The following is a 13266-nucleotide window of genomic DNA, read 5'->3' on the forward strand; positions in this document are numbered from 1 at the left end:
AGGGGCTGAGGGGCAGCGATGAGTGAAGTACGTGTGGGGCTGGTCATTGAAGATGACCAGGATATTCGCGAGCTGGTAAGGGTTGTCCTATCCCAGGCAGGGTTCGATGTTCACACTGCGTCCACCGGTTCTGCTGGTGTGACGTCGGCACGTGAACTGAATCCGGATGTCATTACGCTGGATCTCGGCCTCCCGGATATTGACGGCTTTGAGGTTGCCCGCCAGATCCGCAAGTCCTCCGATGCCTACATCATCATGCTGACCGCCCGCGCCGAGGAACTCGATACCCTCATGGGGCTGGAGGCCGGTGGTGACGATTACCTCACCAAGCCGTTCCGTCCCCGCGAACTGCGCGCCCGTGTTGAGGCCATGATGCGAAGGCCCCGCGCGTCGTCGGACACTAAGAACGTTGTTGAAGAAGTTGACCCCGAGGTGAGCCACAACGGCCTGGCCGTCTCTGCAGGTTCCCGCACCGCCGTTCTGAACGGTGCGGAGCTGAAACTCACCCGGACCGAATTCGACCTCCTGCTCGCGCTGCTGGAAACCGGCCGGATCGTCCGGACCAAGGCAGACCTGGCCCGTCGCCTCCGCAACGAACCGTACGACGTCGGAAGTTACGTCAGCGATGCCGACGAACGCGCCGTCGAGGTGCACATGGGCAACCTGCGCAAGAAACTTGGCGACAGCATCCAGGCCCCCCGCTGGCTGGAGACAGTCCGCGGCGTCGGATACCGACTCGCGCCCTCCTCAAGCAACAACTAGCAACGCGCTGGGGCTCCGCCGCGATCACCGGGTGGTTGCGGGCGGGGTCCTCGGGCATGCTCAGAGGATCGGCGTTTCCAGCTCCGTAATGGTGCCGAAGACAAACTGTTCGATTTCCACAACCTGGGGCCCGAGCTCGTTAAGATGGTCCGCATTGGGCAGGAGCCTGAGGCTGATCTCCAACTCCGTAGCCAAGCGGTTCATGCAGATGGCACCCACCATGTGGCTGGAGGTCTTCAGGCTGAGGACCGCGTCCATGGCGTCTTCCATGTCCAGGTTCTCTAGGGCCCTATGGAGCCGGGACACCCGCCAAGGCAGCAAGGCTACGTAGTTGCGGACGAAGGCGCTGATGATGGCATGGTCTCCGCCGAGCTCCGCCTGGAGCTCGGTGAGGACGGTCCGATCTACCAGGGAGTCAGTGCACTCGTCGTACTCAGACACCTGACTCCTCCCGCCTCCAAACAATAGATTCACGATTCAACAGTAGGACCCGTGGAACGGCGGAAGCGCCAGAAAACGAAAGCTTGATCCAATCTTGAGCGGACTCAGAGGGAGTCTTGATTGCCGCCCCCCAGAGTAGGACAGCAGAGGCAAGATCACGGATCTGGGGGATTCCAGGCTTGAATCAAGGATCGGGAAAAAGCATGAACAGCAGTCCTCGTCCATCACCTGGCTTGATGGTCACCATCGTTTTGTGCATGACCGTCCTTCTGGGCATTGGCGGGACCGCCGCCTACGCATTATGGGAACAGGGCACCCGCACCACCGTCACCGACCAGACCGCAAGCTCTGCACCGCCCACTTCCGCCCCGTAGCCGGAGGGGCCTGCAGACCGCCCTCCAAAAACTGTGTGAGCCTGTCTTCGAGAACCGATTGGTCCTTCAGTTCGCACTCCCACACCGTCAACACGTCCCAGCCGCTGTCGGCTAATTGCTCCCGTTGCAGGGCGTCGCGCTCGCGGGTCCGGGTCCGCTTGGTTTCCCAGAACTCCGCATTGGCCGCAGGCGCATGCTGCCCTACGCGGCACGTATGAAAATGCCAGAAACAGCCGTTGACGAAGATGACTTTTCGCCGGCCCGCGAACACCAAGTCTGGTCGCCCGGGAAGCTTTGCCGTTCCGGCCTGTCCGTGCAGCCGATACCGGTAACCTTTCGCATGCAGCAATCTGCGGACCAGCAGCTCCGGCTTGGTGTTCTTGCCGCGGATTCTGGACATGTTGCGGCTGCGCTGCTCCGGCGTCAGGAGGTCCCGGCTCTCGCCCATGATCCCAGCCTACCCAGGCTCCGCCACCGCTGTCCGCAGGATGTCGGCACCATGGCACCGGTCGCGCTTCAGCCGCAAGTTCATGACGCGAGCCTCCCGTGCCTGGAGCACTCTGCGGTCCAGCCCAACGGGGTGACCTGGACTTTCATGCGGCGGCGGCATTGCGGGCAAAAGCGCGGTGGCTCCATCGTCAGGCGCTGTTGGCAGCCATCGTGGGCGTCCGACGTCGGGCTGTCACCGTTGCCGTCGCCCCCACCGCCGCAGTGGCCGCAGTACTGCTGGCTAAACGCCGTGGTCACAGCGACTTCTGGAATTCCTTGATGGGCATGTTGAGCTCCACCAACAGGTTCAGGTCGGCGTTGGCAGGGCGGCCCAGTGTGGTGAGGTAGTTGCCTACGATGACCGCGTTGATTCCGCCGAGCAGGCCCTCCCGTGTGCCGAGGTCGCCGAGGGTCAGTTCGCGGCCGCCCGCATAACGAAGAACGGTGCGGGGCATGGCCAGCCGGAACGCGGCGATGGCCCGGAGGGCATCTTTGCCGTCCATGATTCCCTGGTTTTCCAGGGGTGTACCGGGGCGTGGGTTGAGAAAGTTCAGCGGGACTTCATGGGGTTCAAGGGCTGCGAGTTGGGCGGCAAGTTCAGCGCGCTGCGCCAACGACTCACCCATGCCGATCAAGGCACCGCAGCACAGTTCCATGCCGGCCGCCTTGACCATGGCGCAGGTTTCCAGGCGTTCCTCATAGCTGTGGGTGGTAACTACCTCGGGGAAGTAGCTGCGCGCGGTTTCCAGGTTGTGGTTGTAGCGGTGGACGCCCCACTCGGCCAACTGGTCTACTTGCCGCTGCGTGAGCATGCCCAGCGAGCAGGCGATGTTGATGTCCACGGCTTCATTGATGCGGTCGATCGCGAATTTGATCTGGTTCATGAGCTTGATGTCAGGCCCGCGGACGGCTGCGACGATGCAGAACTCCGTGGCCCCCGTGGCTGCGGTTTCCTTGGCGGCCTTGACCAGCTCCGGGATGTCCAACCAGACTCCGCGGACGGGGGAGTCGAACAGCCCGGACTGGCTGCAAAAATGGCAGTCTTCCGGGCAGCCCCCGGTCTTGATGGAGATGATCCCTTCCACCTCCACGTCCTCGCCGCAGTGCTTGAGCCGAACCTCGTGGGCAAGTTGCAGGGCTGCGGGGATTGCCTCATCCGGTAGCTCCAGGATCTCGATGAGCTGGGCCTCGGTCAGGCCTTCGCCGCGTTCGAGGACCTGCTCCCGGGCGGTGTCCAGGATGCCGTAGTCAGTGGATTCAGGGGCTTCTTGGGGTGCTTGCGTGGTCATGTCCTTGACGGTATCCGCGCTGGTGAAGGGCGATTTTGTGGGTTGCGCACAAACTGGCGTGGTGGATTTTGGAGGTGACTGTCCGGGGCGGCTGGTGCAGAAGTTACACCTGTGAAACATGCACGTGACTGAATTGACGCGCTGCGTGACTAGCGTCGGGGACGAGGCACCCTCCCCGGACGAAAGCGACCACGCATGAGCGACGACAAGACGAGTACCGCAACACTGGAGCCGACGACGGCGGCAAGCACCGCCGTCGGAATCGGCGGCTCCGTTTCAACGGCCCCAGGCAACGCCGATGCCATGAGTGCGGCCAAGGAGAGCCTGGAGGATTACACGCTCCGGTTCGCCCCGCGTTCCTACCGGAAGTGGAGTGCCGGTGTGGTGGCTACAAGTGCGCTGGGTGGCATTGCCTACCTGGCCGACTTCTCCATTGGCGCGAACATCGGCATCGCCTACGGAACGGTAAACGCCATCTTCGGCATCATCGTGGCCGCGGTGATCATCTTCGCCACGGGGTTCCCGTTGGCGTACTACGCAGCCCGGTACAACATCGATTTGGACTTGATCACCCGCGGCTCAGGTTTTGGTTACTACGGTTCGGTGGTCACGAACATCATCTTCGCCACCTTCACGTTCATCTTCTTCGCCCTCGAAGGCTCCATCATGGCCCAGGGCCTGCAATTGGGCCTGGGCATTCCGCAGTGGATCGGCTACGCCGTGTCCACCATCATCATCATCCCGCTGGTGATCTATGGGATGAAGACGCTCGCTACGTTGCAGGTGTGGACCACGCCGCTATGGCTGCTGCTCATGGTGGTCCCCGTGGGCTACCTGCTGCTGTCCCACCCCGAAAGCATCGACGCGTTCTTCGCTTTCACCGGAGCATCCGGCGAAGGTGGTCCCAACCTGGCTTCGGTAATGCTGGCTGCGGGCGTTTGCCTGTCCCTGATGGCGCAGATCGCTGAGCAGATCGACTACCTTCGCTTCATGCCGCCCAAGACCGCCGAAAACAGGGGCGCCTGGTGGCGCGCAGTGATCCTCGCTGGACCGGGCTGGGTCATCTTCGGCGCCATCAAGCAGATCATCGGCCTGTTCATTGCCATCTACCTGATCGCCAAGCTCGACCCCGCAGCGGCATCTACCGCGAATGAACCGGTCCACCAGTTCCTGGGCGTCTACGAAGAAATGATGCCGGCGTGGCTCGCGATGACCCTGGCCGTGGTGCTCGTTGTCATTTCCCAGATCAAAATCAACGTCACCAACGCTTACTCCGGCTCGCTGGCTTGGACAAACTCCTTCACGCGCGTCACCAAGACCTACCCGGGGCGCATGGTATTTGTGGTGGTGAACCTGGTCATCGCGCTGATCCTGATGGAGTCGAACATGTTCGAGTTCCTCAACACGATCCTGGGCTTCTACGCCAACTGCGCCATGGCCTGGGTGGTCACTGTTGCCTCTGACATCGCCATCAACAAGTACCTGCTGAAAATTTCACCCAAGGTTCCGGAGTTCCGTCGCGGGATGCTCTACGCCGTGAACCCCGTGGGCTTCGTGTCCATGCTGGTCTCTGCCGGGGTTTCCATCGCAGTGTTCTTCGGGGCCTTTGGTTCCGGTGTCCAGCCGTTCTCGCCGATCTTCGCAGTGGGCCTGGCGCTGATCCTGCCGCCCGTGCTGGCTCTGGCCACCAAGGGACGCTACTACCTGCGGCGCACCGACGACGGCATTGACCTCCCGATGTTCGACGCCGACGGCAACCCCAGCGACCAGAAACTCCTCTGCCACGTCACCGGTCTTGAATTCGAACGCCCGGACATGCTCCGGTCGGGGCAGGATGGGCCCGACGGCGAACCCCGGTACATCTCGTCCCTCGCCTTGTCCACGGATAAGTCGGGCGAGTTGGTGCTCCCGGCCCAGAAATAGCCCTCCCAACCCAACTAAGTAACAGCACCTGCTCTATTGAGTGGTCATTGGAGCGTGTGCTGTTACCTACTTGGGCCCACGCGAAACGCCCCGGCTTCCATCAAGGGAGCCGGGGCGTTGCGCTGTGTGTTTTCTTGATGTGTATTGCTGTGAGGCTTACTTGTCGAAGGCGTCCTTCGCGGCGTCCTTGACGTTCTCGCCAGCCTGCTTGGTCTTGGCGGCCGCTTGGTCAGCGACACCCTCGGCCTGCAGTTTCTCGTTGTTGGTGGCGTCTCCCAAGGCTTCCTTCGCCTTGCCCGAAACTTCCTGTGCCTTGTTGCTGATCTTGTCTCCGAGTCCCATGGGCCCTCCTTCGATGTAATCCAACGTTGACGATTGCTAGGCTAGCGAGCAATTCTGGGTACTTCCTGAACGACTTCCAAGATAGTCAGGATGCTTACACTGAGATCATGGCTGAGGAGATCCTGAACGAACAGACGGAGCAAACGGACCTGGACGAGGACATCGCCATGGCCCTGGTTAACAATGTGGTCTCCGAATCCTACGATCCGGAGGACGAAGCATCGGATCCCCGTACCAAATACCCGTCCGAAGGGTTCGAGCCACAAACCCAGGATTATCCGGGCTGGACCGAGGCCATGACTCCCCGCCCCGATCACGGCGAACAAAGCTACGTGGGGCACAGCCGGATGCTGGGCCGCCGGACCCTGATTACGGGCGGCGACAGCGGGATCGGTAAAGCCGTAGCGATTGCTTTTGCCCGTGAAGGTGCGGACGTCGCTTTCACCTACCTGCCTGAAGAAGAGCAGGACGCCGAGCATACTGTCCAGCTGATCGAAGACGCCGGCAGCAGGGCGCTCGCGCTACCTGGTGACTTGCGGGACGAAGAGTTCTGCCAGGAAGTCATTGCCCAAACCGTCGCCGAATTCGGTGGGCTCAATGTGCTTGTGAACAACGCCGGGTTCCAGATGACCACGAGCCGGGGGATCGAAGACCTCAGCACCGAACAGTTCGATCAAACCTTCAAAACCAACGTTTATGCGCTGTTCTGGCTCACCAAGGCAGCACTGCCGCATTTGAAGCCCGGCGCCGCGATCATCAACACCTCGTCCGTCCAGGGCTACCATCCAAGCCCATCACTCATCGACTACGCAGCGACGAAAGCAGCCATCAACAGCATGACCTTTTCGTTGGCAGAGTCACTGGGTCCTCAGGGGATCCGCGTCAATGCAGTAGCGCCGGGTCCCGTGTGGACGCCACTGCAGCCGCCCACCCAGCCCGCGGAAAAGATCCAAGAGTTTGGCCAGGACACCCCCTTGGGGCGCGCAGGGCAGCCTGCCGAACTTGCCGGGACCTATGTCCTGCTGGCCAGCGAAGATTCCAGTTATATCTCCGGATCGGTCATCGGCGTCACCGGTGGCAAACACCTCGCCTAGTGGTTTGTCTGAGCGTCATTATGGCTTGAGGACCACCTTGATGCATCCGTCCTGCTTCTTCTGGAACTTCTCGTAGAGCGCCGGTGCTTCATCCAGTCCTCCCGTGTGGGTGACCAGATGCATGACGCCCAGCGGATCGGCGTCGTCCTCCACCAAGGGAAGCAGATCGTCAGTCCAGCGGCGCACATTGCATTGCCCCATGCGGAGTTGGATCTGCTTGTCGAACATAGTCATCAGGGGCATCGGGTCCGCCTGCCCGCCGTAGACCCCGCTCAGCGAGATCGTCCCGCCACGACGCACCAGATCCACGGCTGTATGCAGTGCAGCGAGCCGATCGACGCTCATGGTTTCCATGGCAATCTGCGCGGGTTTGTCCGGCAGCAGGGAAACCGCCTTGTGAAGGAAGGACGCCACAGGGGATCCATGGGCCTCCATGCCCACAGCATCCACCACGGAATCCGGGCCGCGACCCAGTGTTTGTTCGCGGATCCGGCCGGCCACGTCTGAGCTGTAATCCATGGTTTCAATGCCGTGGGCCTCCGCCATCGCGCGGCGTTCAGCAACCGGATCAACGCCGATCACCCGGAAGCCCTTGTAGGCCCCGATCCTCGCAGCAAACTGGCCCACGGGACCCAGTCCGAGCACCGCGAGGGTGCCCCCTTCCGGAACGTTCGCGTAGTCCACTGCCTGCCAGGCCGTGGGAAGGATGTCCGAGAGGAAGAGGTAGCGCTCATCCGGGGCGCCCGACTCCACTTTGATGGGGCCGTAGTCGGCATAGGGAACGCGGAGGAACTGGGCCTGGCCACCGGGAACGGAACCGTAGAGCTCTGAGTAGCCAAAGAGGGCCGCCCCGGATCCCTTCTCCTTGACCTGGGTGGTCTCGCACTGCGACTGCAAGCCTTGGTTGCACATGTAACAGCGCCCGCAGGAGATGTTGAAGGGCACCACAACGCGGTCGCCCTTCTTGAGCCGGTGGACACCCGGGCCCACTTCTTCGACGATTCCCATCGGCTCGTGGCCGATGACATCGCCCTTGTGCATGTACGGGCCGAGCACTTCGTAAAGGTGGAGGTCCGAGCCGCAAATCGCGGTGGAGGTGATCCGGACAATCGCATCCGTAGGCTCTTGGATGCTGGGATCGGGGACGTCTTCAACGCTGAGTGAGCGCCGGCCTTGCCATGTCACTGCTTTCACAATTACTCTCCCTGCTTTCGGCTGGAGGTGTCCCGCGCTGCAGGAGACCACCCCAGCGAATCAGAGATGGCATCGGCGCACAAGGCCGGCCGCCCTCGACACGGTTCGCGGCCGAGCCTAGATTGAGGCTATGAGCGAAGAACCGAACGAAGCTGACGTTGCGCCCTCTGAAGCCTCCAAACCCACGGTGCCTGCCGGCGTCGAGCATGACAAAAGTGCCGCCGGAAACGGTGACTTCACCACGGAAGTGGACCCCACCTTTATCCCTGATGAAAGCGGCGAATCCCCGGTGGAGAAGCGGGCCAGGGAGCATCCCGAAGCGACGGGAAGCTAAAACTAGTAAGTAATCTGACCAGTAGTGTTAACATGGTGGGCAAGGGAGAGTTTCGGGCAGAGTTGACCGAGGAGTGTCTGCGTTGTCATCGATGAAAAACCCTCTGGTTCCAGGCGACGCAACCCGTCCCCACGCTGAACCCCTCCAGTGCCGTCAATGCCGGTCCGACGATCACTTGGATCTGGAAACCATCGAATCCCTTGAGCCGCATGCCGGCGACTTGATGGTCCGGGTGTCTTATAGTTGCCTGGCCTGTGAAGTCCCGTACACCCACAACGCTGCCTTCCACGACGTGGCCGCGGTCCTCAACCGCAACGGGTCGGCGTCGGGACTGCTGCAATTTGGCGGACAGTACTTCCATTGCGGTGAACCAATGCAGTTCACCAAATCCTCAGCTCGAAGCGTCTATGCACCCATGACCACGGAAGTCGTTGAGGACGGCCTCCTCGAGGTGTACTTGAAAACGCGCGTCATCGAGTGCCGGTGCGGCTTCCGGATGGAGCTGCCGGCATGAAGGCGGGCATCGTTTGGGGGCGCCCTGAACTGGGTACGTCCCAAGCAGCAACCACAGCGTGGGCTACGAGCGGCGCCCATAGAAGCCGCTCACCAGGGAGGTAATCCGCATGGATACAGGACAGCTGGTTCTCATCATCGTGGTGGCCGTCGTCGTCATCGCCGCTGTGATCGTCGCGGTCGTCATCGGACGTCGGAAGAAGGCGGAGGTCAACCGCCACCGAGCAGCGGAACTTCGCGAAAAGGCCGCGGAAGAAGCCATCGGAGCCCACCAAGCCAAGGCCGAATCGGCCCAGGCGGAGGCCAATGCGCTGCAGGCAGAGGTCGAAGCCAATCGGCTCCGGCAGGAAGCGGAACGCCACGCGGAGAAGGCCAACGAGGCTCATGGGCGGGTAGAGGAACACCTGCGGCACGCAGACAAGTTGGACCCCAATACCGGGCAGGATCGCTCGACTGACGCAGATCGCTCGCAGGACTCGGATCGCTCTCAGGACCCGGATCGCCGGGCCGACGAGGGCCGCCCGGCCGCAGTTGAAGGCGAACGCCTGACTCGTGACCGGAGTGGCCGCGACGGCGCCACGCGCGAACGAACCCCACACGAAGGTGACAGGAACTTGTAGTTTCACAGGAGAAACGGAGGGCGGGAAGTGAGCATCGTGGTGAGGCGAACAGGTGAGGCTGTGCGGTCGACTGAGTCGAAGGCGACGCGGCATGCGGTAGATGTGGTTCTGGGACACTTGGGCGAGATCGGACCGGCCGTTGCGGCCCTGCGCCGCGAATCGTCCAGGCTGGCCGAATGGGGCGAACAACTGGCGCTTGTCAGGCTGCGCGGTGGAACGGTCTTCGCCGCAGGCAGCGACGGATCCTCGCACGAGGCGCAGAGGTTCACCTCGGAACTGGCGGCTCACGACCACGGAGACGGGTCCGGCTTCAAAGCGATCTACATTCCCAAGGGCGCCAGCGGCTCCAACGGGACTACCCCAAGCATCAGTGCCCAACTCTCTGAACAGGTGCGGCGTGGAGACATCGTGGTGCTGCTGGCTGCCAAGGGAATCACCGACGAGCTCCGCGACGCTGCTGCCGCCGCAAAATCGGGTGGTGCGATCGTGTGGGCCCTGACGGGTAAGGAGTCCAAGGAGCTCGCGCAGTCGGTCAATGAAGCAATATGCATCAACACCGATCCGCCACACGCCGAGGAAGCGCATCTGGTGGCGGTGTTGGCTCTCTGCGAATGCTTTGATGACGCACTGAAGCACGTCAAGCCGGCGTGACCCCGGACTGACTGGGCCGGGTGGCGGAGAAGGCCAGCCCGGGCGTGTGATCTGCACTTCGTTTGGAATAGTTGCAGACGCCATGCAGTTGCGCAGAGTGAACCTGTTTCATTCTGAAAGGAACTGCGCATGCTGTTTTCCCCTCTGGCCCTCGGCGAGCTTGAACTTTCCAACCGACTGGTGATGGCGCCCTTGACGCGTCTTCGCGCGGGTCAGAACGGCGTGCCGGGTCCGTTGATCGCCGAGCACTACCGCCAGCGGGCTTCCCTGGGGCTGATCGTCAGCGAGGGAACCTACCCGGTTCCGGCCGGTCAGTCCTACCCGGGACAGCCAGGGCTCGTCACCGAGGCTCAGATCGCCGGCTGGAAGACAGTCACCGACGCCGTGCACGCTGAGGGTGGCCGCATCTTCGCGCAGGTCATGCACGGAGGCCGCGTTTCCCATGCTGACATCACCGGTGGGCACGAGATTGTGGGCCCCAGCGCTGTTGCCATCGAAGGTGATGTCCGCACCCCCAATGGCAAGCAGCCGTACCCCGTACCGCGTGAACTCCGCACCGACGAACTTCCGGGCGTCATTCAGGAGATCGTCACAGCGTCCAAGAACGCCATCGAGGCAGGGTTCGACGGCGTCGAGCTCCACTCCGCCAACGGTTACCTGCTGCACGAATTCCTTGCACCGAACTCGAACGTCCGCACAGACAGCTACGGCGGCTCCCCGGAGAACCGCGCCCGTTTCGTGATCGAGACGGTCAATGCCGTGGTCGAAGCCCTCGGTGCCAACCGCGTCGGCATCCGGATTTCTCCGGAGCACAATGTGCAGGGAATCGCTGAAACCGATCCCGCTGACGTTCGGGCAACCTACGAGGTTTTGGTGGACACCATCGCCCCGCTCAACCTTGCTTACCTGAGCATCCTGCACCACGACCCCAAGAGTGCTTTGGTCCAGGATCTTCGCGAACGGTTCAACGGAACGTTCCTGGTGAACACCGGCTTCAGCGAAATCACGACCCGCGATGAAGCCTTCGCCATCATCGAAGACGGCCTCGCGGACGCTGTGGTGGTGGGCCGCCCCGCCATCGCCAACCCGGACCTTGCCCGCCGCTGGCGCGAGAGCCTGCCGCTCAACGAGCCGGACGCCTCCACCTTCTACGCCGACGGCGCCGAGGGCTACACGGACTACCCGTTCTACGCGAACTAAAGCCCAGCACCCCCAGTAAAACCACGACGTCGGCACTCACCTGAGTGCCGACGTCGTGGTTTAACCTGTGGCCACCCCATTGACTGGCAGCTGGTGAGGGAAGGTGACAGGACCACGTGCCCGGTCCCGAGCGCGGCTTCCTATAGGATTTGTGGCATGTCTGATCCTTCCCCGGCCGGTGCCCGCCCTGGCTTTCCCGTCAGCCGCCAAGTGCTGGCCGACCACGTCTACGAAGCCCTCCTCGAGTGGCTCATGGACGGCCGTTTGGAACCGGGGGCGGCAGTGAGCATCGACGGGATGGCTCGTGAACTGGACGTCTCGCCGACTCCCGTGAGAGAAGCCTTGGCCCGGTTGGAGCACACAGGCATGGTCCGGCGGGTGGCGCTCAAGGGCTACAGGGTTGCCCCCGTGTTTACCCGCGAAGACTTCGCGGAACTGATGGAAGCCAGGCTCTCCATTGAACCCGTCAATGCAAAATTGGCGTGTTCGCGCATGACGCCTGAGGGATTGGATGCCCTGAAGCAGGCCGTCGAAGACCTGAAGACTGCACCCCGGGGCGGAACTTTTGCCGAGTACCGCAGCTATCTCGAGGCCGACGAACGTTTTCACCAACTCATCGCCGCGCAGGCAAACAACCAGTTCCTGCTCACGGCCTACAACACCCTGGGTGGGCAGATCCAGCGGTTCCGACTGTTCGGGGGAGTGGGAATCACCGACGCCGAGCAGGCGATCGCCGAACACCAGGCCGTACTCGACGCCATGGCCAGCGGCGATCCGGACAAGGCCGCGAAGATGATGACCGACCACGTCGAAAAGGTTCGTGGCAGGGCCATGGCTGACGCTCCGGAGGACTAGCTAACGGACCAACGAGGGTCCGCTGGCCATTGCCGGCGGGCCCTTCCTGCGGGGTTTCGTGACCCCCTTCACAGTCAAATGTATGACATATAGGATCTAGGAAGTTTCGCAAAAGGGTTGACAGTCTTGCTTGGTTCGTAAATCCTATAGGAAACAGGATTCCACGAAGGAGTGATCACTATGGCGTACACCGCCAAGGACTGGCCCATTACGGCGGCCCTCCTGCAGTTCCCCGGCACCGACGCTTCGGGAAACCACGTCAACGACGCCGATGCTTCCGTTTGGGCGGCAGTCCTCCAGGAAGTGAAGGACGCCGGTTTCGCCAACGCGGACCTCACCGACAGCTGGGTTCGTCCTGGCGACCTCAGCAAGGACCGGCTGGCCGAGTTCAAGCGAACCGCCGACGAGGTCGGCATCGGGGTTCCCGTCATCTCCGCTATCCGCCGCAGCATCATCCACGCAAAGGACTGGGCAGACAACCTCGCCTACAGCCACCGCACCATCGACGCCGCTGCCGAGCTTGGCTGTGAAGTGGTGTCCTTCGGGCTTCACCAAGCCATCACCCCAGAGCAGCAGAAACAGCTCTGGTTCTGGACCGTTGAGGGTTATAAGGATCCGGTGGGGGACAAGGAAGCATGGGGCAACGCCGTCTCCCGCCTTCGCGAGCTCGGTCAGCACGCAGCAGAGGCGGGGGTGCTGATTTCGCTGGAAATGTACGAGGACACCTACCTCGGAACTGCTGACTCCTCGGTTCAGCTGGTCCAGGACATTGGCTTGGACAACGTCGGCCTGAACCCGGACCTCGGGAACCTGATCCGCCTCCACCGGCCCATCGAGGACTGGCGCGAGATGGTGGCAAAGACCCTGCCGTACTCCAACTACTGGCACATGAAGAATTATCTCCGGGACGAAGATGTGGCGCGCGACAGCTACATCACCATGCCGGCGCCGATGGAGAGCGGTCTCATCAACTACCGCGAGGCCTTCAAGTTCGCGCTGTCCGTCGGATTCCAGGGCATCCTCTGCACTGAGCACTACGGTGGCGACGGTCTCAGCGTCACGGCCAGCAACCAGGATTACCTCCGCCGCCACGTCCTGCCGAAGACCGCAGGCTATGAACTCGGCAAGAGCCAGGTGGCCCAAGGACGCCAGGTACCGGCAACGCAGCTCGCAGGAGTGTAGGAA

15 protein-coding genes are annotated in these 13266 nt (G+C 62.2%); 10 read left to right on the plus strand and 5 right to left on the minus strand.

What is annotated here, in order from left to right:
- The first annotated feature begins 18 nt into the window (after positions 1-18).
- Positions 19-762, plus strand: a complete 744-nt coding sequence (locus QEH68_RS05565) for a response regulator transcription factor (protein WP_280627171.1) — start codon at positions 19-21, stop codon at positions 760-762.
- 60 nt (positions 763-822) lie between these two features.
- Here the strand turns inward: QEH68_RS05565 and QEH68_RS05570 are convergent, their stop codons facing one another.
- From QEH68_RS05570 to bioB, 3 genes are all read right to left on the minus strand, one after another.
- Positions 823-1203 (minus strand): Hpt domain-containing protein, encoded by a 381-nt coding sequence (locus QEH68_RS05570; RefSeq protein WP_280627173.1) that lies wholly within the window; start codon positions 1201-1203, stop codon positions 823-825.
- A 327-nt stretch (positions 1204-1530) separates the two neighbouring features.
- Positions 1531-2025: a very short patch repair endonuclease gene (locus QEH68_RS05575; protein ID WP_207596627.1), complete on the minus strand. Its 495-nt coding sequence runs from the start codon at positions 2023-2025 to the stop codon at positions 1531-1533.
- A gap of 295 nt (positions 2026-2320) precedes the next feature.
- Entirely contained in the window at positions 2321-3355 is a 1035-nt protein-coding gene (gene bioB / locus QEH68_RS05580; RefSeq protein ID WP_280627175.1) for a biotin synthase BioB, read from the minus strand.
- 195 nt (positions 3356-3550) lie between these two features.
- Here bioB and QEH68_RS05585 point away from each other — a divergent pair, with 195 nt between their 5' ends.
- Positions 3551-5278 (plus strand): hypothetical protein, encoded by a 1728-nt coding sequence (locus QEH68_RS05585; protein WP_280627177.1) that lies wholly within the window; start codon positions 3551-3553, stop codon positions 5276-5278.
- Positions 5279-5434: 156 nt separating this feature from the next.
- Here the strand turns inward: QEH68_RS05585 and QEH68_RS05590 are convergent, their stop codons facing one another.
- Positions 5435-5620, minus strand: a complete 186-nt coding sequence (locus tag QEH68_RS05590; protein WP_089593984.1) for a CsbD family protein — start codon at positions 5618-5620, stop codon at positions 5435-5437.
- Between the two features lie 107 nt (positions 5621-5727).
- Between QEH68_RS05590 and QEH68_RS05595 the strand changes: the two genes are divergently transcribed.
- Positions 5728-6714, plus strand: coding sequence for an SDR family oxidoreductase (locus QEH68_RS05595; protein WP_280627180.1), 987 nt, complete (start codon positions 5728-5730; stop codon positions 6712-6714).
- Positions 6715-6732: 18 nt separating this feature from the next.
- On the opposite strand, the gene QEH68_RS05600 is transcribed toward QEH68_RS05595, so the two are convergent.
- On the minus strand, positions 6733-7908 hold the full coding sequence (locus QEH68_RS05600; protein ID WP_280627182.1) for a zinc-dependent alcohol dehydrogenase: 1176 nt from the start codon (positions 7906-7908) through the stop codon (positions 6733-6735).
- Between the two features lie 130 nt (positions 7909-8038).
- Here QEH68_RS05600 and QEH68_RS05605 point away from each other — a divergent pair, with 130 nt between their 5' ends.
- The 7 genes from QEH68_RS05605 (at position 8039) to QEH68_RS05635 (ending at position 13263) form a co-directional block, all read left to right on the plus strand.
- On the plus strand, positions 8039-8242 hold the full coding sequence (locus QEH68_RS05605; protein ID WP_089593987.1) for a hypothetical protein: 204 nt from the start codon (positions 8039-8041) through the stop codon (positions 8240-8242).
- Between the two features lie 91 nt (positions 8243-8333).
- A complete protein-coding gene (locus QEH68_RS05610; RefSeq protein ID WP_280627980.1) occupies positions 8334-8756 on the plus strand; it encodes a hypothetical protein in 423 nt (140 codons plus the stop codon).
- Between the two features lie 109 nt (positions 8757-8865).
- Positions 8866-9375 carry a hypothetical protein gene (locus QEH68_RS05615; RefSeq protein ID WP_207596634.1) on the plus strand — a complete coding sequence of 170 codons (510 nt, stop codon included), beginning with the start codon at positions 8866-8868 and terminating at the stop codon, positions 9373-9375.
- Between the two features lie 27 nt (positions 9376-9402).
- Positions 9403-10026, plus strand: a complete 624-nt coding sequence (locus QEH68_RS05620; protein WP_280627186.1) for an SIS domain-containing protein — start codon at positions 9403-9405, stop codon at positions 10024-10026.
- Between the two features lie 129 nt (positions 10027-10155).
- Positions 10156-11226, plus strand: a complete 1071-nt coding sequence (locus QEH68_RS05625; RefSeq protein WP_280627187.1) for an alkene reductase — start codon at positions 10156-10158, stop codon at positions 11224-11226.
- A gap of 156 nt (positions 11227-11382) precedes the next feature.
- A complete protein-coding gene (locus QEH68_RS05630) occupies positions 11383-12081 on the plus strand; it encodes a GntR family transcriptional regulator (protein ID WP_280627188.1) in 699 nt (232 codons plus the stop codon).
- Between the two features lie 180 nt (positions 12082-12261).
- Positions 12262-13263: a sugar phosphate isomerase/epimerase family protein gene (locus tag QEH68_RS05635; protein WP_280627189.1), complete on the plus strand. Its 1002-nt coding sequence runs from the start codon at positions 12262-12264 to the stop codon at positions 13261-13263.
- Positions 13264-13266: the final 3 nt, after the last annotated feature.

This window comes from Paenarthrobacter sp. OM7, assembly GCF_029873575.1.
In the GTDB taxonomy this organism is placed as follows: domain Bacteria; phylum Actinomycetota; class Actinomycetes; order Actinomycetales; family Micrococcaceae; genus Arthrobacter.